General features: G+C 36.6%; 18 protein-coding genes. 10 read left to right on the forward strand and 8 right to left on the reverse strand.

The genetic code is table 11. The features are described 5' to 3' along the window. Nucleotides 1–82 precede the first annotated feature (82 nt). The 5 genes from AAEU33_RS16495 to AAEU33_RS16515 are packed head-to-tail and all read left to right on the forward strand — an operon-like array spanning nucleotide 83 to nucleotide 6,485. Complete coding sequence (locus tag AAEU33_RS16495; protein ID WP_345988911.1) at nucleotides 83–1,048, forward strand: D-2-hydroxyacid dehydrogenase; 966 nt, start codon at nucleotides 83–85, stop codon at nucleotides 1,046–1,048. Nucleotides 1,049–1,050: 2 nt separating this feature from the next. Next, nucleotides 1,051–2,295: a DUF1015 domain-containing protein gene (locus AAEU33_RS16500; protein ID WP_345988913.1), complete on the forward strand. Its 1,245-nt coding sequence runs from the start codon at nucleotides 1,051–1,053 to the stop codon at nucleotides 2,293–2,295. A gap of 56 nt (nucleotides 2,296–2,351) precedes the next feature. Next, nucleotides 2,352–3,758, forward strand: coding sequence for a M28 family peptidase (locus AAEU33_RS16505; protein ID WP_345988915.1), 1,407 nt, complete (start codon nucleotides 2,352–2,354; stop codon nucleotides 3,756–3,758). A 1-nt stretch (nucleotide 3,759) separates the two neighbouring features. After that, the gene (locus AAEU33_RS16510; RefSeq protein WP_345988917.1) at nucleotides 3,760–5,118 is read left to right on the forward strand and encodes a M20/M25/M40 family metallo-hydrolase; all 1,359 of its coding nucleotides are present in this window, start codon (nucleotides 3,760–3,762) and stop codon (nucleotides 5,116–5,118) included. A 2-nt stretch (nucleotides 5,119–5,120) separates the two neighbouring features. Further along, nucleotides 5,121–6,485, forward strand: a complete 1,365-nt coding sequence (locus AAEU33_RS16515; protein ID WP_345988919.1) for a M28 family peptidase — start codon at nucleotides 5,121–5,123, stop codon at nucleotides 6,483–6,485. Between the two features lie 128 nt (nucleotides 6,486–6,613). On the opposite strand, the gene AAEU33_RS16520 is transcribed toward AAEU33_RS16515, so the two are convergent. The 4 genes from AAEU33_RS16520 to AAEU33_RS16535 form a co-directional block, all read right to left on the reverse strand. Then, entirely contained in the window at nucleotides 6,614–7,777 is a 1,164-nt protein-coding gene (locus AAEU33_RS16520) for a retropepsin-like aspartic protease (protein ID WP_345988921.1), read from the reverse strand. A 188-nt stretch (nucleotides 7,778–7,965) separates the two neighbouring features. Next, complete coding sequence (locus AAEU33_RS16525; protein ID WP_172283516.1) at nucleotides 7,966–9,003, reverse strand: peptidylprolyl isomerase; 1,038 nt, start codon at nucleotides 9,001–9,003, stop codon at nucleotides 7,966–7,968. A gap of 78 nt (nucleotides 9,004–9,081) precedes the next feature. After that, nucleotides 9,082–9,591: a hypothetical protein gene (locus AAEU33_RS16530; protein WP_172283347.1), complete on the reverse strand. Its 510-nt coding sequence runs from the start codon at nucleotides 9,589–9,591 to the stop codon at nucleotides 9,082–9,084. Between the two features lie 90 nt (nucleotides 9,592–9,681). Next, entirely contained in the window at nucleotides 9,682–10,755 is a 1,074-nt protein-coding gene (locus AAEU33_RS16535; protein ID WP_172283349.1) for a branched-chain amino acid aminotransferase, read from the reverse strand. A gap of 85 nt (nucleotides 10,756–10,840) precedes the next feature. Here AAEU33_RS16535 and mnmD point away from each other — a divergent pair, with 85 nt between their 5' ends. Together mnmD and AAEU33_RS16545 are read left to right on the forward strand one after the other, a co-directional pair. After that, nucleotides 10,841–11,518, forward strand: a complete 678-nt coding sequence (gene mnmD, locus AAEU33_RS16540; protein WP_345988924.1) for a tRNA (5-methylaminomethyl-2-thiouridine)(34)-methyltransferase MnmD — start codon at nucleotides 10,841–10,843, stop codon at nucleotides 11,516–11,518. A gap of 173 nt (nucleotides 11,519–11,691) precedes the next feature. Further along, nucleotides 11,692–12,108 (forward strand): NUDIX domain-containing protein, encoded by a 417-nt coding sequence (locus AAEU33_RS16545; protein ID WP_172283353.1) that lies wholly within the window; start codon nucleotides 11,692–11,694, stop codon nucleotides 12,106–12,108. Between the two features lie 13 nt (nucleotides 12,109–12,121). Here the strand turns inward: AAEU33_RS16545 and AAEU33_RS16550 are convergent, their stop codons facing one another. After that, the gene (locus tag AAEU33_RS16550; protein WP_345988926.1) at nucleotides 12,122–12,826 is read right to left on the reverse strand and encodes a DUF4294 domain-containing protein; all 705 of its coding nucleotides are present in this window, start codon (nucleotides 12,824–12,826) and stop codon (nucleotides 12,122–12,124) included. 51 nt (nucleotides 12,827–12,877) lie between these two features. On the opposite strand from AAEU33_RS16550, the gene AAEU33_RS16555 reads away from it, so the two are divergent. Together AAEU33_RS16555 and rpe are read left to right on the forward strand one after the other, a co-directional pair. Next, nucleotides 12,878–13,954 (forward strand): M28 family peptidase, encoded by a 1,077-nt coding sequence (locus tag AAEU33_RS16555; RefSeq protein WP_172283357.1) that lies wholly within the window; start codon nucleotides 12,878–12,880, stop codon nucleotides 13,952–13,954. Nucleotides 13,955–14,059: 105 nt separating this feature from the next. Then, a complete protein-coding gene (rpe, locus tag AAEU33_RS16560; protein ID WP_345992784.1) occupies nucleotides 14,060–14,710 on the forward strand; it encodes a ribulose-phosphate 3-epimerase in 651 nt (216 codons plus the stop codon). A 212-nt stretch (nucleotides 14,711–14,922) separates the two neighbouring features. On the opposite strand, the gene AAEU33_RS16565 is transcribed toward rpe, so the two are convergent. Next, nucleotides 14,923–15,438: an anthrone oxygenase family protein gene (locus tag AAEU33_RS16565; RefSeq protein ID WP_345988928.1), complete on the reverse strand. Its 516-nt coding sequence runs from the start codon at nucleotides 15,436–15,438 to the stop codon at nucleotides 14,923–14,925. Between the two features lie 117 nt (nucleotides 15,439–15,555). Between AAEU33_RS16565 and AAEU33_RS16570 the strand changes: the two genes are divergently transcribed. After that, entirely contained in the window at nucleotides 15,556–17,394 is a 1,839-nt protein-coding gene (locus AAEU33_RS16570) for an alpha-L-fucosidase (protein ID WP_345988931.1), read from the forward strand. 137 nt (nucleotides 17,395–17,531) lie between these two features. On the opposite strand, the gene AAEU33_RS16575 is transcribed toward AAEU33_RS16570, so the two are convergent. After that, nucleotides 17,532–17,948 carry a nucleoside-diphosphate kinase gene (locus tag AAEU33_RS16575; RefSeq protein ID WP_034687444.1) on the reverse strand — a complete coding sequence of 139 codons (417 nt, stop codon included), beginning with the start codon at nucleotides 17,946–17,948 and terminating at the stop codon, nucleotides 17,532–17,534. A gap of 387 nt (nucleotides 17,949–18,335) precedes the next feature. Further along, nucleotides 18,336–19,526, reverse strand: coding sequence for a multidrug effflux MFS transporter (locus tag AAEU33_RS16580; RefSeq protein ID WP_345988934.1), 1,191 nt, complete (start codon nucleotides 19,524–19,526; stop codon nucleotides 18,336–18,338). Nucleotides 19,527–19,593 lie beyond the last annotated feature (67 nt).

The following is a 19,593-nucleotide window of genomic DNA, read 5'->3' on the forward strand; positions in this document are numbered from 1 at the left end:
CTAATTATAATTTTATTAATTTGCGAACCAATTTTAGATATTTAAATTTTTCAAATCTTTAGATTTTTAAATAAAAGAAAGTATGAAAGTTTTAGCTAACGATGGAATTTCCAAAGCAGGAGAACTCGCTTTAAAAGAAGCTGGAATTGAAATTCTGAACAACCGTGTTGCGCAGGATCATGTCATCAATTTTATTAACGAAAATAATGTTGATGTTCTGCTGGTAAGAAGTGCCACCAAAGTAAAACAGGATCTTATTGATGCCTGCCCCGGTTTGAAGATCATTGGAAGAGGCGGGATCGGAATGGATAATATTGATGTAGAATATGCCAAAAGCAAAGGAATACAAGTCATCAATACCCCTACAGCTTCTTCTAAGTCAGTAGCCGAGCTGGTATTTGCCCATTTCTTTTCCTTAGCAAGGTTTCTTCACGAATCGAACAGATTAATGCCTTTGGAAGGAGAAACTCATTTTGATGCAATGAAAAAGTCATTCAGCAATGCCTATGAGCTTTCGGGAAAGACATTAGGCGTGATTGGTTTTGGAAGTATTGGTCAGGAAGTAGTGAAAATGGGAATTGCATTAGGAATGAAGGTTAAGGTATTGACGAGAAAACCTAAAACAAAGACCCTTTCGTTATCTTTTTTTGACGGACAAACCCTGGATTTTGAAATTACATCTACCAACGATTCTGATTCTTTCTATAAGGACACTGATTTTATAAGTATCAATACTCCTAAAACCAATGAATATATTATAGACACCGATCAGTTCGAGAAAATGAAAGATGGTGTTTATATCGTAAATACTGCAAGAGGTGGGGTAATCAATGAAGTTTCCCTTCTTGATTTCATTGAATCCGGAAAAGTGGCGGGAGCTGCACTGGATGTTTTTGAAAATGAACCTACTCCTGAACTGATCTTACTGATGAATCCATCTTTGTCCCTTTCTCCTCATGTAGGAGGCAATACAATGGATGCCCAGGAAAAGATCGGGGTAGAACTTGCAGAACAAATTATTAAGCTACAAAAAGAAACTATAAAATAAATATGCCTGTTTTTAAACCATTTCGCGGAATTAGACCTCATAAAGATCTTGAGCAAACTTTTCCTACCCATCCATTAGACAATTTCACCCAAGAGGAAATTGCAGAAAAAGCTCAGGTTGAAAATACTTACATCAATATGATAAAGCCCTATGTTGTAAGTAAATCAAAAGATATTGACCGGAACCTAAGGAAGATCCGTTCTACGTTTGAAGAACTTATGGAAGAGAAAAAACTCGTTCAGGACAGTTCTGCATACTATCTTTATGAACAGATCTACCCCAACAAACAGGTTTTCAGAGGATTACTTGGTCTAACAAGTCTTGAAGATTTCTGGAACGGAAAAATCAAAAGACATGAAAGTACCATCCCCCAGAAGAAGGAAAAGCTGGCACATTATCTTGAAAAAGTAAACTTACAGGCAGAACCGGTACTTCTTACCTACCCTGCCAATTCCAAAGTGGAGCTTCTTATGAACCATGAGGAGAAAAACGTGCCGATCTTCAACCACGTTGACTCTAAAGGGATCAGACACAAAATCTGGAGAATAGACAACCGTCTTAAATTACAGCAATTCAAAGAAGTCATTGAGCAGATCGATTCTTTTTATATTGCCGACGGTCACCACAGAATTGGTTCCACAGCATTGAATGCAAAGCATCAGAAAGATAAAAATAAAAGACACAACGGTACGGAAGCCTATAATTTCGTATTCAGCTTTATCGTGTCCAATCAGTCCATTAAGATCCATGATTACAACAGAATTGTAAGTGATATTAATGATTTATCTACTGACGATTTCTTAAAACAGCTTGAACATTATTTCCTGATTCACGAAAAAGAAGAAACCCCATACTACCCTTCTCAGAAATTCCATATTTCGATGTATCTGGACGGTAAATTTTATTCGCTGCACGTGAAGCATGACCTTCGTTCCCAGGAAATGTCATTGGATAACCTTGACCACCATTTATTGGACAAATACATCTTTAAAAACATATTGAAGATAGAAGATCCTGATAGTTCAGATAAAATTTCTTATGTAAAGGGAACTTCCAATCTTGAAGGTATCACTATTCTAAAAGAGAAAATAGACAACGGTGAAGGACGAGTAGGTTTTGGAATTTATCCGGTAAGTTTTAACGATATGATTAAAATTTCAGACCTTAAATTGAGTATGCCTCCAAAATGTACATTTATTGAACCGAAATTGGTTACAGCACTCTTAATGTACGACATGAAACCTTAAATTATTTCCTTTTTTTTCCTACTTTTATACACGGAAAAGAAAAGGTAAATCAAAAAATGAAAAAAATATTCATTATCATACTTCCACTCTTTTTGAGTGGATTTTTATTTTCTCAAAAAAAAACTCAAAAAAAGCCTCAGAAAAAATTAACTACAGCCAAATTCAACTACGCAGATGAATTTAAACAGATCTCTGATGAAATCTTAGTCAATGGTACTGCCTACGAGAATTTAGGAGAATTAACTAAAGGTATAGGTCCTCGTTTCAGTGCTACACAGGGTTATACAAAAGCTACGGAATGGGCGGAAAAAAAGCTGAAAGAAGCCGGTGCCGAGAATATATGGAAGCAGGAAGTTAAAGTACCAGTATGGATCAGGGGAAAGGAATCTTTACAGATAAAAACCAACAATGGAGAGTGGAAGAATATCAGAATGCTTTCTTTCGGAAACTCTGAAGGAACAGGCGGTAAAGACCTTACAGCAGATATTTTGCTTGTGAATGATATTCCGGAACTCAATGCTCTTACTTCAGCTCAGGTAAAGGATAAAATCATTTTTGTGAACTCTCCCATTGACCAGAAAATCATCAATACTGTAGATTCCTATCTTATTTCCGCAAAATCTAAATTGCTCTCAGCTTCTGTAATTGGCAAGAAAGGGGCAAAAGGCCTGATCATCCGATCTCTCACTACAGCATCTGATGATGTTCCCCACGCCAAAATGATCTATTATGAACCCGATGACAGGGTAAAAATACCTGCAGTAACCATAGGCGCAAAATCAGCCAATGAACTGGAAAAGCTGTTAAAAAAACAGACTGTCAAGGCAAAGCTTAATATGTCTGCAGAATCAAAAGGAGAAACGATCAATCATAATATCATCGGAGAAATTCCGGGAAAGAAAGATTCTAAGGTAATCCTTTTAGGAGCACAGCTGGATTCATGGGATTTTGCAGAAGGAGCTCATGATGACGGCACAGGAGTCGTACAGTGTCTCGAAGTATTAAGAACAATTAAAGCTTTAGGAATTGATAACAACCATACCATAAGAGTTGTGCTGTACGCCAATAGTGAAAACGGTGGCCAGGGAAGAGAAGGCTACGCTGCTTATGTTAAAAAGAAAGATGAAAAACACATTTTTGCTTTAGGTACGGATTCGGGAGGCTACTCTCCAAGAGGGTTTTCATTGGATATGGCTCCACAGCGAAGAAGACTGATATTTGATTGGAAAAACTATTTTCTTCCTTATGGAGTGTATGATTTCGATCAAACCTACGCTATACAAGACATTTCACCATTAAAAAAACTGGATATCCCACTTGCAGAATTAGTAGTAGATACTCAGCGTTATTTTGACTACCACCACTCTTCCGAAGATACTTTTGATAAAGTAAACAAAAGAGAGCTTCTCCTGGGAGCTGTCGCTATGACACAAATGATTTTTATGATTGATAAAAATTGGTAATATGAAAAAATTAATAGGAACCACATTAGCTCTCTTAAGCATAGCAACATATGCTCAGGCCCAAGGAGATTCAATACAATTCAGTAAAATTTCCACGGAAATTCTAAATAATGGAAAAGGATATGAAGAACTCAGAGATCTAACACAAAATATTGGAAATCGTTTAAGTGGTTCGGAAGCCTACGAAAAGTCGGTACAATGGGCAGCGAAAGAACTTCGCAATGCCGGGGCAGATAAAGTATGGCTGCAGGAAGTTATGATTCCAGTCTGGAAAAGGGGAAAAGAGTCTTTATATATAAAAGCCGGTTCAGGAAAGCCCCAAAGCCTCAAAATGCTTTCTTTGGGAAACTCTGAAGGAACAGGAGGAAAAGATGTTTCCGGAGAAATCGTTATGGTGAAATCATTGGAGGAATTCGAGCAGCTTCCGGCTGAAAAAGTAAAAGGTAAGATCGTTTTCTTTAACCATCCTTTTGATCAGAATTATGTACAGACTTTCATAGCTTACAGGGATGCCGGTGCTTACAGACGCTCTGCGGCCGCACTTACCGCAAAGAAAGGAGGTAAATTTGCAATCGTCCGTTCTTTGTCTTCTGCATTGGACGATGTTCCGCATACCGGAGGCATGAAATATGAGGATAATATTGAAAAGATTCCCGCAGTTTGTATAGGAAATACAACTGCAGATCAACTGGAAGAACTTTTAAAAACCCAGAAAGTGATTGCAACACTCAATTCTAACTGTGGGATGAAGGGAGAAAAACTCTCTCACTCTGTTATCGGGGAGATTACCGGTAAAAAAGACCAAAACGTAATTGTTGTAGGTGGCCATCTGGATTCCTGGGATGTGGGCCAGGGTGCTCATGATGATGGAGCCGGAATCGTACAGAGTATAGAAGTCTTAAGGACATTTAAAAAATTAGGAATTCAAAATAATCATACCATAAGAGCAGTTTGTTTTGCGAATGAAGAAAATGGAACCAAAGGAGGCAAACAATATGGAAAAACTGCAAAAGAGACTAATGAGAAACACCTTTTTGCAATAGAGTCCGATGCAGGAGGATTTAGCCCAAGAGGAATATCCTTAGAAATGGATGATATTAAAAGAAAGCAGATCCAGGATCGGGTTAATTTGTTTTTACCCTATGGCGTTTATAATTTTGATGGAAAATATTCAGGATCCGACATCGCCCCTCTCCATGAGATGGGAGTACCTACAGCTGAGCTGGTTCCCGATCCTCAAAGGTATTTTGACATCCACCATACGGAAGAAGATACTTTTGAGAAGGTAAATCGCAGGGAACTGCTTCTGGGATCCGTAGTAATGACACAACTTATTTATATGATTGATAAAAACTGGTAGATATGAAAAAAATAGTAAGCACCTCTTTATTCCTTTTAAGTATGACCTTGTTTGGTCAGGTAAAAGCAAAAGAAGATTCAATACAATTCAGTACAATATCCAAAGAGATCCTTAACAACGGAAAAGGATACACAGAGCTAAGAGACCTGACCAAAAATATTGGCCATCGTTTAAGTGGCTCGGTGGCTTATGAAAAAGCAGTTCAGTGGGCAGCGCAGAAGCTGCGTGATGCCGGAGCTGATAAGGTATGGCTTCAGGAAGTTACCATTCCTGTTTGGGAACGAGGAAAAGAATCTTTAAAGATCACAGCAAACAGTGGCCGATGGAAAACCCTTAAAATGCTTTCTTTAGGAAATTCTGAAGGTACGGGCGGAAAAGATGTTTCCGGAGAAGTCATTATGGTAAAATCCATGGAGGAATACGATCGTCTTCCTGCTGAGAAAGTAAAAGACAAGATCGTGTTTTTTAATTATCCTTTCAGTCAATCGTTTATAGAAACTTTCAGAGGTTATGGAGATGCTGCTAAGTATAGAGTAACTGCCGCAGCTTTAACGGCTAAGAAAGGGGGCAGATTTGCCATTATCCGTTCACTTTCATCAGCTTTTGACGATATTCCTCACACGGGTGCTATGCGATACGAAGATAATGTAGACAAAGTACCGGCTGTTGCAATCGGAAATACAACAGCGGATGAACTGGAACAACTTTTAAAAACCCAAAAGGTACTGGCTACTTTGAATTCCAACTGTGGAATGAAAGGAGAAAAGCTCTCCCACTCTGTTATCGGGGAAATAACAGGTAAAAAAGATAAAAGCGTAATCGTTGTCGGTGGACATCTGGATTCCTGGGATGTAGGCGAAGGCGCTCATGATGACGGAGCCGGAATTGTACAGAGTATAGAAGTTTTGAGAACATTTAAAAAATTGGGTATTCAAAACAACCATACGATCCGGGTAGTATGTTTCGCCAACGAAGAAAACGGATTAAAAGGTGGCTTACAATATGGAAAAACCGCTAAAGAGACCAATGAAAAGCACCTTTTTGCTATAGAATCCGATGCCGGAGGTTTCAGTCCAAGAGGAGTTGCTCTGGAGATGGATGATGCAAAAAGAAATCAGATCAAAGGCTGGGCTCCATTATTCCTCCCTTACGGAGTTTATAATTTTGAAGGAAAATACTCGGGAGCTGATATTTCTCCCCTTCATGCTATGGGAGTACCTACAGCAGAATTGGTTCCGGATTCTCAGCGGTATTTTGATATTCATCATACCCATGAAGATACTTTCGAAAAAGTAAACCGGAGAGAATTGCTGCTGGGAGCGGTAACAATGACCCAACTTATTTATATGATCGATAAGAACTGGTAATATATTAAAAAAACCGCCGTACGGCGGTTTTTTTATTTTATATACTATTTAAAGTTTCATTATTTACCGTAACGAAAAACCAGGTTATTTGATTAGTTATCGAAATATTTAAGGTAGACTGTTTGTACCTATTTTAGAAATTCTTTTTTATCAACTCTCAGATCCATAATATTACCGGCTCTTTTTACTCTGATTCCGATAGTTTTATAATCCCTCTCCACCCGATTCATCATATAATGGCAAGCAGATTCTTTATTCAAATGATCCAGATCCACATCATTTATACTTAAGATTGAATCACCAATTTCCAAAGAGGAACTTTCTCCTTTAAATATAAACGCAACAACCGGCTTGGCATCAATAAAACGGTATCCAAAACCAAAAGATTCCAGTGTTGGCGGATCATTTATAATCTTCTTCATGTAAATCTTTTTATTCTGCCAGTCCATTATAAATGCAAAATCTTTGAAAAAATCATTTCCTATTAATCTTGAATTTCCGGTCATGACCATTTCATTATCAAAGATTCTGTTTCCTAAACCTAATGCGGGCATTTTAAAAATAAATCCGGGGACCGGCTTTCCTGCCCCAAAGGCCCCCACGGAACTAATTCCGTAAGTTTCAACATATTGTTTTATCTTTTTTTGATCATAATCACTTTCTAAAATCTTAAGCCTTCCTGTAAATCCGGTATCAAAAGTAAGCCTGATGTTTTTATCTAAAATTTTAGTTTCCACGACCGGTGTTTTCTGATTTTGTGAATCAAAAGGGACTACAGTTTCATAATCATCGAACTTAAAGTTCGAAAGGTCTTTTGTCGCTTCAAGCAAATTTTCAGAATAATTCACTTTCCAGAAAAGTTTTGCCATCTGATTAGCACCAATAATACCATCAATTTTAAAACAGCCAAGCTCAGAACCACTAAGGTCCATTACAATAGCACCTATATTTTTAAAAACCACATTATCAACAGTCATTTCCGGTAATTTTGTGAAAATCTGTTCCTGCTTATTTTTCTGGGAATCCTTTACTTTACTGGTATGCTCTTTCTGCAGATTGAGCTCAGTATAAATGGTATTGGAAATAACGGTAGGGGCACCGGAATCAAACAAAAAATTATACAATTTCCCATTAATGTTCACCTTTACAAGTGGTAAATCATTAATAAAATTCAGATTAATTCTCTCAACAGGCTGTGTCAATTGTACTTCTCCACTTTCAAAGAATCGCTTTCCCTGAGCTGAAATCATTATTAAAATAAAAAGGAAAAATAGGGAGAATACTTGCTTCATTAAATTATTTTGAGCTAAAATAGTAATTTTACCGTTGATCACGAAATAAAAACACGATCCTGCTCATATAGTTCAACATGGACTTATCTTGCTAAAAGAGTTGGTTTCCCATCCTTAAATTAATTGTGTTTTTATCCCAATAAAAAAAGCCGACTAAAAAGCCGGCTTTTCCTATAATGGTATTTGAATTATTTCACTTTTACAAGCTCAACATCGAAAACTAACCATGCATTTGGTGGAATAACACCTCCTGCCCCTCTTTCTCCATAACCCATTGCAGGCGGGATCAATAAGGTAGCTGTTTCACCTTCTTTCAGTAACAGGATTCCTTCATCCCATCCTTTGATTACTCTACCCATTCCGATTGGAATTTCGATCGGCTCATTTCTTTTAAAAGAAGAATCGAATTCACTACCGTCTACCAATTTACCTGCATAGTGTACAGATACATTGTCTCCTGATTTCGGAGCTTTTCCATCCGTAGTCTTCGTAATTTTATAATATAATCCGGATTCAGTTTTCTGCATTCCCGCTTTAAGGTTTTCTATCATCTTCTCCTGATTAGCCTTAAATTCTTCTTCTTTTTTCTTTCTCTCAGCTTCTTCTTTTGCTAAATAAGCCTTGTTGTTTTCCTGAATCTTAGCTTTTCCTTCATTGAAAGTTTTAGCCGGATCATAATTCTTATATTCATCACCTTTGCTGAAAACATTCACCTTCTCTAAAACAACATCTGTTTTAGGTTTATCCTGAGGTCCTTTTTCAACATTAGCGATGGCATCAATTACCTCTTCTCCTTTTACTACTTTTCCGAAGATTGTGTGTTTTCCATCCAACCAAGGAGTAGCTACTTCTGTAATGAAAAACTGAGACCCGTTTGAATTAGGTCCTGAGTTAGCCATTGATAAAATACCTTTTCCTGTATGGCGAAGGTCGTTTCTCTCATCTTCGAATTTATATCCTGGATCTCCCATTCCGGTTCCCTGAGGATCTCCCCCCTGGATCATAAAATCCTTGATCACTCTATGGAAAATAGTTCCATCATAAAAAGGAACTCCTTTAGCTTTAGATTTGTTATCAATTTTCCCTTCTGCAAGACCAACAAAGTTAGCTACAGTAACAGGCGATTTTTTGTCTTCAAACTTTACAATAAGGTTTCCTTTTGAAGTTTGAAGATTAGCATAAAGTCCGTCTTTAAGACCTTCGTAAGTTTCTTTGTCTACGTTCATTTTTTTATAAATTGGTGTACAACTCATCAGCGATATACTTGCCGCTGCCAGAATTATATTCTTGTTAAACAATTTCATTTATTGAGCTTTTAATTTTATGATTAATGGGATGTCGTTATCTATTTTTTTTTCGTCTCCATAAGTGCCATACGCCAGAGAAGATGGAACCAAAATCGTAACTTCCTCACCATCATGTATAAAACGCAAAGCATTTTCTACCGCTTTTAATTCATCAAAGTGCCCGAATTTGGCATCTCTTCTTTCAACAGGCTGATCATAGATCTTGGTCTGATCAAAATCATAAAGATCATAAGAATAAGAGATCAGGGAATTATCCGGTCTCCTCTCTCTTGTATCAAAACCTTCAGCATTGACCCAATAGTTGAGTTGGGTAGGATAAAATTTCACCGGCTGATTTTTGATCCACTCCTGAATATGCATTCTTTCCGAAGCGTTAAGATTTTTCATCCTTGCTTTTGAAATATCCAGATCTTTCTGGCTCAAAACCCCACCCAATGGCGGATGAGCCTGTGAATTCCTGTTACAGCTCAGCAATCCCAATACTGATATGAAGAGTAATTTTTTCATAAACTTTTGCGAAAATAAGCATTTCACAGGATATAATAAACAAAAAAAGCCAAGAATATCTTGGCTTTTATATAATTTTCAAAGTAGAAATTAAACGGTTTCCAACACATTTTTTTCTACCAACACTCTCCATCCGAAAGAATCATCCGAAAGATTCGTCTGTATGCTTACCAAATCATTTTTAAGGATTGCTGCAAAGCTTTCTTCATCAGATAATTTTGGTAAATCCAGTTTTTCACCCTGGTATCCTAATGCCTGGAAAATAGTTGTAACAACAGCAGTTCCAACCCCCCAAACTTCTTTCAATGTACCATTCTTCTGCGCTTCAATTACAGCTTTTACAGGTATTGGCTCCACTTTCACTTCAATTCCTCTTTTTTTAGCCAACTGAATGAAACTGTCTCTTGTAACTCCGTCCAGGATCTTTTCTGAAGTAGGAGGAGTAAATACAGTATCGTTAATTCTTACGAAAACGTTCATTGTTCCGCTTTCCTCAAAATATTCGTGAGTAGCATCATCCGTCCAGATGATCTGATCATATCCTTCTTCTATTGCCAGCTGAGTAGGGTAAAATGATGCAGCATAATTTCCTGCAGCTTTTGCAGATCCTACACCTCCGTTAGCAGCTCTTGAATAATGATCGGAAATTTTTACTGAAACAGGTTCAGTGTAATAACTTTTTGCTGGTGTTGCAACAATTGCAAACATATATTTTTCTGCTACTCTTGCTTTTAAAGCTTCTTCAGTAGCAAAAATCAAAGGTCTGATGTACAAAGACATTCCTTCTCCCTGAGGGATCCAGTTTCTATCGATATCTACCAATGCTTTCAGACCATCTAAAAACATTTCTTCCGTTACCTCAGGCATTGCAAGACGCTTAGCCGATTTATTGATACGTTCAAAATTCTTTTCAGGCCTGAATAGGAAAACCTGTCCCTCCTGATCTTTATAAGCTTTCATTCCTTCGAAACAAGCTTGTCCGTAATTTACCCCCATCATTGCAGGTGTAAAGGCTAAAGGCCCATAAGGCACCAATTTTACGTCCCCCCACTTTCCATTCTCATACTCACATATTACCATATGGTCTATGAAAGTATTCCCAAAAGAAAAATTATTTGGGTCGAATGATGAAAGTCTGGAATTCTCAGTTTTTTGAATTATCATTTCTAAAATTTTTTATGATGTTCTACAAATTTAACATAATTTTCTAAATATAAAAATTTTAGACTAAATTTGACAAAAAAATAGGGTGAAACGAGAGATAAAGACCACAAACGATGGAAGTAAAACATTGTTTATCAATGAATTAAATGAAAACTACCATTCTCATCACGGAGCATTACAAGAAGCCGAACACGTGTTTATCAAAAATGGACTAATTTTGATAAATGATTACGAAATTAATATTTTAGAACTCGGTTTCGGGACAGGTTTGAATGTTTTGGTTACAATTAATGAATATTTAAAAACTGATAAAAATCATGTCATCAACTATTTTTCTCTGGAAAAATATCCCATAAATGAATCGGAAATTAAAGATTTGGCCTATTTTGAACTTTTTGATAACATTGAATTCAAAGAAATTTATCATAAAATTCATGCTGCAGAATGGGAAAAATCAGTGGAAATAGTTAAAAATTTTAATTTAAAAAAAATAAAATGTGATTTTTTTGAATTAAAAAACATTGATTTACCTAAAATAAACCTTGTATACTACGATTGTTTTGGTGCGCGCGTACAACCTGATCTATGGGAAAAACCATTATTTGAGATGGTTTCAGACAAAATGAATGTGAACGGATTATTAACAACCTACTCTTCCAAAGGAAGTGTCCGAAGAATCCTTCAGGAACTTAATTTTACTGTAGAGAAGAAACAAGGTCCGCCGGGGAAAAGGGAAATGCTGAATGCCATAAAGAGAGGGTGATCAGTAGAAAGTCGGAAGTCTGAGGTTTTGTAATTATAAGAATTGCGGATCAGAGGTTCAGGATTTACAGCATCTGAGATCTTATGATCCATCTTTCATTTTTCAGCTTTCAACTTTCAATTCACTTCTTTTTTTTCCCAAATTTCCTTAATTTAGCTATACAAAATATATATATGATAGATAAGATCAACGTCAGAGTATATGCCTGTGCGATAAAGGAAAAAAAAGTACTTACCTTATTTGAAGAATATGCCGGAGACCAGCTTGTAAAATTTCCGGGAGGAGGTTTGGAGTACGGAGAAGGATTACTGGAATGTCTCCACCGAGAGTTTGATGAAGAGCTCAATGTAAAAATAGATATCGTGGAACACTTCTATACACAAGAAGATTTTTTAGTATCCCGTTTCAGAGAAAATGAACAACTCCTTACCATATATTATATAGTTAATATTATCAACGAAGAAGATTTCCTTATTCTGGATCCTTGTATAGAAAAAACGGAATGGATCGATATCAACAGACCGGACAATCCATTTCCTTTACCCATAGATCAAATTGTATTTGATAAACTGAAAGAAAAATACCTGTAATTACTTACAGGTATTATTTTTTTTTTTTAAAATCACCGGCTCCCGGATATGGCTGAAGATAGCCTGAATTCCAGTTGGATTGTAATAGTGATTCTATGAATTCATCTGTTCTGTTTCTATGAGGATCATATTGATCTTTAAGATCGATACTGGCCATTTTACCTTTAACATTCCACCAGAAAGCGCTCCACCCTCCCCTTAGTTCTTTAATAATCTCATAAACATTCTTTCCTGTCGCCCTGTTCATAAGCTTGGCAAAAACCTGACCTTCGGTTGTTGTAAGATCGCGTAACTGCTTTTCGTACTGATCAGCCAGGATATTCTGACGGTCCCTTACATATTTTCTTTTTGCCTTACTGTCGAGATTGGTCATTTCTTTCTGAATATCCCTGTACTGTTGTAAAGCTGCTACAAATAACGGATATACCCTGTATAGTTTTTTATTTAGAAAATAATAATAATTCCTGTCCAGCTGGTTATTGAATTTAGGTTTGTTGAGAAGGACAAGTTCATCCATCACAACAACTGTCTCTCCATTTATTTCATAGAATTTGGCTTTCTGTCTTTCATCATAGTAATATTTATTTCCAAATTCATCTACTTTTAACTCCTCCGGAGGGTATTGGCTCAGGGGTTTAGCAATAATAGAATCCGTTTGTCCAAAAACACCAATCCCAAAAAAGAAAAGAAAAAGACAAAAAATCTTGCTAAAATTCATTATTTTTACGCGTATTAGAGCTAATATTGAACGCAAAAATCATTCCTTTTTATGAAATTTGAAAAGAAATCTTTAAAATTTTTAGAAAAATACCTAAATACATCATCTCCGACGGGTTACGAGCACAAAGGACAGGAAGTCTGGATGGATTATATCAGACCTTATGTAGACAAAATTGAAGTTGATCACTATGGAACCTGCTATGGAATTATCAATCCTGAAGCTGAATTCAAGGTAGTCATTGAAGCGCATGCTGATGAGATCTCGTGGTATGTGAATTATATTACGGACGACGGATTAATTTATGTAATAAGAAACGGAGGTTCTGACCAAACAATAGCTCCTTCAAAAGTAGTTCATATCCATGGAGAAAACGGGATTGTAAAGGGTGTATTCGGATGGCCTGCAATTCACACCCGCAGCAATAATCAAAATGAGCCTACTCCCAAAATTGAAAATATCTTCATCGATTGTGGGGCAACTTCTAAAAAAGAAGTTGAAGAAATGGGCATCTATGTAGGATGTATGATTACATATCCTGATGAATTCTTCGAAATGAATAATCGCTATTTCGTGTGCAGGGCTTTGGATAACAGAATCGGTGGATTTATGATTGCAGAAGTAGCCAGATTATTAAAAGAAAATAAAAAAACAATTCCTTTCGGTCTGTACATTACAAATTCTGTTCAGGAAGAAGTAGGCTTGTACGGTGCAGATATGATTGCAGATACTATAAAGCCTAACATCGCCATCGTGACAGATGTAACACATGATACAACCACCCCTATGATCGAGAAGAAAAAAGAAGGTGATCAGAAGTGTGGTAACGGGCCGGTGATTTTCTTTGCTCCAAGTGTGCATCATACCATCAGGGAACTGATTATAGATACTGCAAAAACAAAGAAAATCCCATTCCAAAGAGCTGCAGCCAGCAGATCTACAGGAACGGATACTGATGCATTTGCCCATTCTAATGGTGGTGTTCCCAGTGCATTGATTTCATTACCTTTGCGCTATATGCACACAACAGTAGAAATGGTTTCAAAAGAAGATGTAGGAAACGTGATCTCCCTGATCTATGAAACTATTTTAAAGATCCAGCCGGAAATGAAATTGAAATACCACTAATAAAGACATCATAAAAGATGTCAGATGTCAGACTTTAAAAAAAACAGGTCTGATATCTGGTGTCTGGCATCTGATATCTTTAATAAATCTAATATAAAAGTAAAAATGAAAACTAAGCTAATTGCTCCTTCCCTTTTATCAGCAGACTTCGGGAATCTGCAAAAAGATATTGAAATGTTGAACAATTCTCAGGCAGACTGGTTCCATATTGACGTGATGGATGGGAGATTTGTACCGAACATTTCATTTGGTTTTCCTGTAATGAAAACGGTTCAGAAGCATGCCAAAAAATTTGTTGATGTTCATTTAATGATCGTTGAACCGGAAAAATATGTTGAGGAATTTATTGACCACGGAGCAGATTTGATTTCTGTACATTATGAAGCTTGCACACACCTGCACAGAACGATCCACCTTATTCAGAGCAGAGGCGCTAAGGCAGGAGTTGTACTGAATCCTTCCACTCCGGTTTTAATGCTGGAAGATATCATAGCAGATGTAGATCTGGTATTGTTGATGAGTGTAAATCCAGGATTCGGGGGACAAAAATTTATTGAGAACACCTATAAGAAGATTGCTGAGACCAAAGACCTGATCTTAACCAATAATTCTACAGCTCTTATTGAAGTGGATGGTGGTGTTAACCTGGATAATGCATCGAAATTATTCGAAGCAGGCGCAGATGTTCTGGTGGCAGGAAATGCTGTTTTCTCTTCTGAAAATCCTGAGAGAACAATTGAGCTGTTAAAAATTTAAGTAACGTCTCATTATTAAAGCTATATAAAAAAGGCAGTCCTTCAGGCTGCCTTAATTCGTTGAAAATCTGAGCTTACGATGGTTATTAGTTTCAGTCATTCAGACTTTAGCTTAGATTTTCGTTGTTCTATGCTTGTGTAAAGATGCTAATAAAACACAATACCGTGCATCCGTAAAAATACGGAATTTGCATTAAGTACTAATACTGAACATTATTCCGTTTTAGCCCATATATAGGCACAAATAACCAGAACAATACTGATGGTAGAACATATTGACCTGATGTTATTGAGAAGGTTCCATCTGTTTTCAAAAGCTTCACGCACTTTTTTTAATGCTTCAGCAGTAGCATCTCCGATATTAAACTGATCCAATTGATCATTCATAGGTACATTACCTACCACGGTAACCCCGAAAACGCCAACCAGATAAATTATTGTAGCCAATAAAAGCATGAGAAAAGACGGATGCTGCCCTCTGAATATATAAGTACAAATAGGAAGCATCGCTGCCGTTCCCATAAAACTCAGGAAGAAGACAGGATTGAGAATTTCACGGTTTATAGACTGCATTGCTTTCAGGTACTCCATGTCGGATAGTTTCCCTAATCCCAGTACAACCGAGCAGGAATAAGCATAGAATAACCCTGCAATAAGGGCTGTAAGTGTTCCAGTAATGATCAGAATAAGTGTTGTCATTTTCATGTCTTTTGTTTTGGTGATTATCATTTTGTTTATTTTATAAAATTAGCTTTATTCTGAATACAATCACTCACAAAATGAATATGCGCTCCAACTAGGAAATTAAAGAAGACTTTTGTTATTTTAGTACACAAAAATATAAGCATGAGAAATAAGTGGATCATTGCCTTTTTGTTGGGAACTTTGGTTGCAGGAAATAGCAATGCACAAAATAAGCCCAACCCGAAAAAAATGGAATGGTTTCAGGATGCCAAACTGGGGATCTTTATTCACTGGGGAATCTATTCGGTAGATGGAATTTCGGAATCCTGGTCTTTTTTTAATAACTACATTAACCATGAAAATTATATGAAGCAGCTGAATGGATTTTCTGCTGCGAAATATAATCCAGCCTACTGGACAAAACTTATTAAAAATTCGGGGGCACAATATTCCGTAATCACCACAAAGCACCATGATGGGGTTTCTCTTTGGGACTCTCAAGCTGAAAAAGCGACTACTATTGCAAAAAATTCAATAGCCCGAAAAGATGTTCTCTCACCCTTTATTGACGAACTTAAAAAATCAGGGTTAAAAACTGGTCTTTACTATTCCCTCCCGGACTGGAGCCATCCTTATTATGATATCAACACCAGAACAAAGAAGAGATATGAAATTAAGAATGATCCAGGACGATGGCAAAACTTCATCCAATATTATCAGTCACAACTCAATGATCTGTCAGACCGTTACCACCCCGATCTTTTATGGTTTGATGGCGATTGGGAACATACTTCTGAGGAATGGCAGGCATCAAAAACTTTAGACAATTTAAAAAAATATAATCCAGATATTATTATCAATTCAAGGTTAACCAATCATGGAGATTACGAAACTCCTGAGCAAGGAATCCCGGTCATCAGCCCTCAAAGTGAATACTGGGAATTATGTTATACCATGAATGATTCATGGGGATACCAACCTTTTGATCACCATTATAAAACTCCTAATATGATTATCAGAACATTGGCAGATGTAATCAGTATGGGTGGTAATTTACTTCTGGATATCGGTCCTAAAGCAGATGGAACCATTCCGGAAGAGCAAGTAAAAATCCTCCAAAACCTGGGACGCTGGACCTCTAAATATCCTGAGGCTATATATGGAACACGCCGGGGCTTGCCTTTTGAAAACTACAAAGGAAAATCTGCAATATCTAAAGATCATAAAAAACTGTTTCTGTATCTTGAGGAAGCTAAAAATTTCACAAAAATATATGGGTTAAAATCCTTCCCGGTTTCTGCAGAAGTTCTTAGTGATCCCAATGCAAAGGTAAATATGGTAACCGATCCTGCCGGAAACCTGACTTTACATTTTTCTAATGTACAATTTGATCAGGATGTGACTGTTATTGAGCTTAATTTTAATAAGGAAATTCAGTTTAAAGCCCCCCATAAAGGAGATATTCCATCTTTAAAACAACTCACTGATCATTCCGATACGTTTGCAGCTGTCTATGAAATTGCTGAACAGCTTCATAATGGCAATAATCTCCTGGACCATTCCGGACTTACCGCAGATGGGATGGATATGAGCATTCCAAAGACTTCAAAAACGAATACGAAAACTTTGTCATGGATCAGCGATCATGCCGAAGCTCTTTTTGAAACCGGAAAAGGATTACCGGATGGGCATTATGCAGGTATGAGTGCCCTTTCAAAAGATAAACAAACTCTTTATCTTTTTGTAGAAGGAATTCCCACGGGGCCGGTTGCTTTAAAAGGAATTAAAAATGGCATTTCAAGAATTCGTATTGTTGGGGAAGGTTCCATGATCGACCATACTATTTACAATAAATTGTACTGGAGTGACCGGCCTGGAATTATCTATATTGACATTCCAAAAGAAAGGCTGGATAAAGAAATGACAGTCATTGCTATACTTCTGGATAAACCATTGGAATTATACCGTGAAAAAGTAGGTGCTATAGAAAGTAATTTATAGACTTGGCAGGATCTGAGATTTCACTATATTAACCACTCTCCAAAAAACGGCTATTATAAAAGTTCCCAATATCAGGGTTTGAAAATAAAAAATCCGGAGACTTATCTCCGGATTTATATTTTGAATAAATTCTGGTCTTAAAAGATCTCTCTTCCGGAAAAATGGAATTGTGCTTCGATAAGAGCATTTTCGTCAGAATCTGAACCGTGAACGGCATTCTCTCCTATGCTTCTTGCAAACATTTTTCTGATAGTTCCTTCTGCAGCTTCAGCAGGGTTTGTTGCACCGATAAGAGTTCTGAAATCTTCCACTGCATTGTCTTTTTCTAAAACAGCTGCAACAATTGGTCCTGAGCTCATGAATTCTACTAATTCCCCATAGAAAGGTCTTTCAGCATGTACTTCATAGAATTTTTTAGCATCAGCTACAGTAAGTTGAGTTAACTTCAAAGCTTTGATTTTAAAACCTCCTTCTGCAATTTTACCTAATATAGCACCGATATGTCCGTCTGCAACTGCGTCAGGCTTAATCATAGTGAATGTAATGTTAGACATAAACGTATATTTTTTTTAATGCCGCAAAATTACAAAAAAAAACCTTATCTCCATTTTAATTTTTTTTTAACATAAAAATAACTTTTATTAAGAAATAGTAAATTCATCTTTGGCACAGTAATTGTTTATTCTATTGCGATTCTCATGTTTAATTTGAGTTTTCATGGTTATTAGTTTTTACCCAGCTTCGGCTGGGTTTTTTATTGTTAAAATCTATGATATCTCCCTTATTTTCTCAAAAAAAAATCCCCAAAATCATCACCAAGAACCCCAAAAAGTAAAAAAACGATATTTTTTCGAAAAAAATACCACTCCAACATACATGTCAAAGTGGCATTTTTTTTATTTTAAAAATCTTATTATCAACAAGATCGAAATGAGATATTTCTAAGCGTAAACCTTTTTTGCCAAAAAAGTTCTATAAGCAAAAAAGACAGCAATCCCTGCCAGTGCGATCCGCGCTATAATCATGGGCATAATGGATTGAGATTCTAAAAAACCAACTATAGCTGACATGAGGAAGGTAACCATTAACTGAATAAATCCCATCAGGGCTGCAGCTGTACCACGCCCCTCTTTAAAAGGAGATAATGCATGGGCAGTAGTAATAGGAAAAAGAAGTCCTATTGCTATAAGAGAAGAAAACAGAACCGCAACTTCCAATCCCACGAACAATTGGCCCAGGGATATAAATAAATGTAAACAGCTCATTGACAACAACAGGATAGCAGCAGAAAATAGAATTCGGGTATCCTTAACTCTCTGGGTTAATTTCGGAGTAATATAGGCTGCAAATATTAATGCCATGGAATTAAAGGCAAATATAAAGCTGAATACTTCACTGGAAAATCCATGAATTTCCATAAAAAGGAATGGAGCATTGGAAATATAAATAATCAGTGATGCAAAAGCAATACTCCCGATAATAGTATTGTTGATAAAATCTCTATTGGAAATAATAACTTTCAGCTGATTTTTTAATTGGATTTCAGTTTCCGAAGTTTCAGGTGATGCTATCCGGGAATTGGTTTCCGGAATATACTTAACAACAAGAAATAAAGTGATAGCTCCTAAAATGCTTAAAAAGCTAAACGCACTATTCCATCCCCAAAACCTCAGAAAAATACTGCCCATTAATGGTGCTACAATGGGAGCAATCCCGCTTATCTGAGATTGCTTGGAAAAGATAGTTACCGCTTTTTCTTTGTCGTAGAGGTCTATTACAATGGCTCTACCAATGACAATCCCGGCACTTCCTCCAAAAGCCTGAAGAAAACGCATGATCCACAACACATATATATTTTCGGTAAAGATAATAGCAACTGCTCCAATCATAAACAGGATTAATCCGCAATACAGCATAGGCTTCCTCCCCTTTTTATCAGATAAAGGTCCCCATAGTAGCTGCCCGATAGCAAAACCGGCAAAAAAAATGGAAATGGAAATCTGGATATGCCCTATATCGGTTCCGAAAATTTTTGCCATAACAGGAAAAGCAGGAAGATAAAGATCTATACTTAAAGATTCAAGCGTGTTTAAAAGAGCCAGAATAAATACAATAATACTCAGTTTTTTCATAATTTTTTTTAAATCATTACATGCCAACATTGACTTTTACAGCATGCAAAATTCTTATAAAATTAAA

It is taken from the genome of Chryseobacterium sp. Chry.R1, assembly GCF_039645525.1.
GTDB classification, from domain to species: Bacteria; Bacteroidota; Bacteroidia; order Flavobacteriales; family Weeksellaceae; genus Chryseobacterium; species Chryseobacterium proteolyticum.

Bases quoted from the DNA above. Each gene is read 5' to 3' on its own strand.
- AAEU33_RS16550 (WP_345988926.1), bottom strand. From the start codon at position 12,826: ATGAATTTTAGCAAGATTTTTTGTCTTTTTCTTTTCTTTTTTGGGATT.
- AAEU33_RS16525 (WP_172283516.1), bottom strand. From the start codon at position 9,003: ATGAACGTAGACAAAGAAACTTACGAAGGTCTTAAAGACGGACTTTAT.
- AAEU33_RS16580 (WP_345988934.1), bottom strand. From the start codon at position 19,526: ATGAAAAAACTGAGTATTATTGTATTTATTCTGGCTCTTTTAAACACG.
- rpe (WP_345992784.1), top strand. From the start codon at position 14,060: ATGAAAACTAAGCTAATTGCTCCTTCCCTTTTATCAGCAGACTTCGGG.
- AAEU33_RS16500 (WP_345988913.1), top strand. From the start codon at position 1,051: ATGCCTGTTTTTAAACCATTTCGCGGAATTAGACCTCATAAAGATCTT.
- AAEU33_RS16570 (WP_345988931.1), top strand. From the start codon at position 15,556: ATGAGAAATAAGTGGATCATTGCCTTTTTGTTGGGAACTTTGGTTGCA.
- AAEU33_RS16545 (WP_172283353.1), top strand. From the start codon at position 11,692: ATGATAGATAAGATCAACGTCAGAGTATATGCCTGTGCGATAAAGGAA.
- AAEU33_RS16535 (WP_172283349.1), bottom strand. From the start codon at position 10,755: ATGATAATTCAAAAAACTGAGAATTCCAGACTTTCATCATTCGACCCA.
- AAEU33_RS16515 (WP_345988919.1), top strand. From the start codon at position 5,121: ATGAAAAAAATAGTAAGCACCTCTTTATTCCTTTTAAGTATGACCTTG.
- AAEU33_RS16575 (WP_034687444.1), bottom strand. From the start codon at position 17,948: ATGTCTAACATTACATTCACTATGATTAAGCCTGACGCAGTTGCAGAC.
- AAEU33_RS16520 (WP_345988921.1), bottom strand. From the start codon at position 7,777: ATGAAGCAAGTATTCTCCCTATTTTTCCTTTTTATTTTAATAATGATT.
- AAEU33_RS16495 (WP_345988911.1), top strand. From the start codon at position 83: ATGAAAGTTTTAGCTAACGATGGAATTTCCAAAGCAGGAGAACTCGCT.
- AAEU33_RS16555 (WP_172283357.1), top strand. From the start codon at position 12,878: ATGAAATTTGAAAAGAAATCTTTAAAATTTTTAGAAAAATACCTAAAT.
- AAEU33_RS16530 (WP_172283347.1), bottom strand. From the start codon at position 9,591: ATGAAAAAATTACTCTTCATATCAGTATTGGGATTGCTGAGCTGTAAC.
- AAEU33_RS16510 (WP_345988917.1), top strand. From the start codon at position 3,760: ATGAAAAAATTAATAGGAACCACATTAGCTCTCTTAAGCATAGCAACA.
- AAEU33_RS16565 (WP_345988928.1), bottom strand. From the start codon at position 15,438: ATGATAATCACCAAAACAAAAGACATGAAAATGACAACACTTATTCTG.
- AAEU33_RS16505 (WP_345988915.1), top strand. From the start codon at position 2,352: ATGAAAAAAATATTCATTATCATACTTCCACTCTTTTTGAGTGGATTT.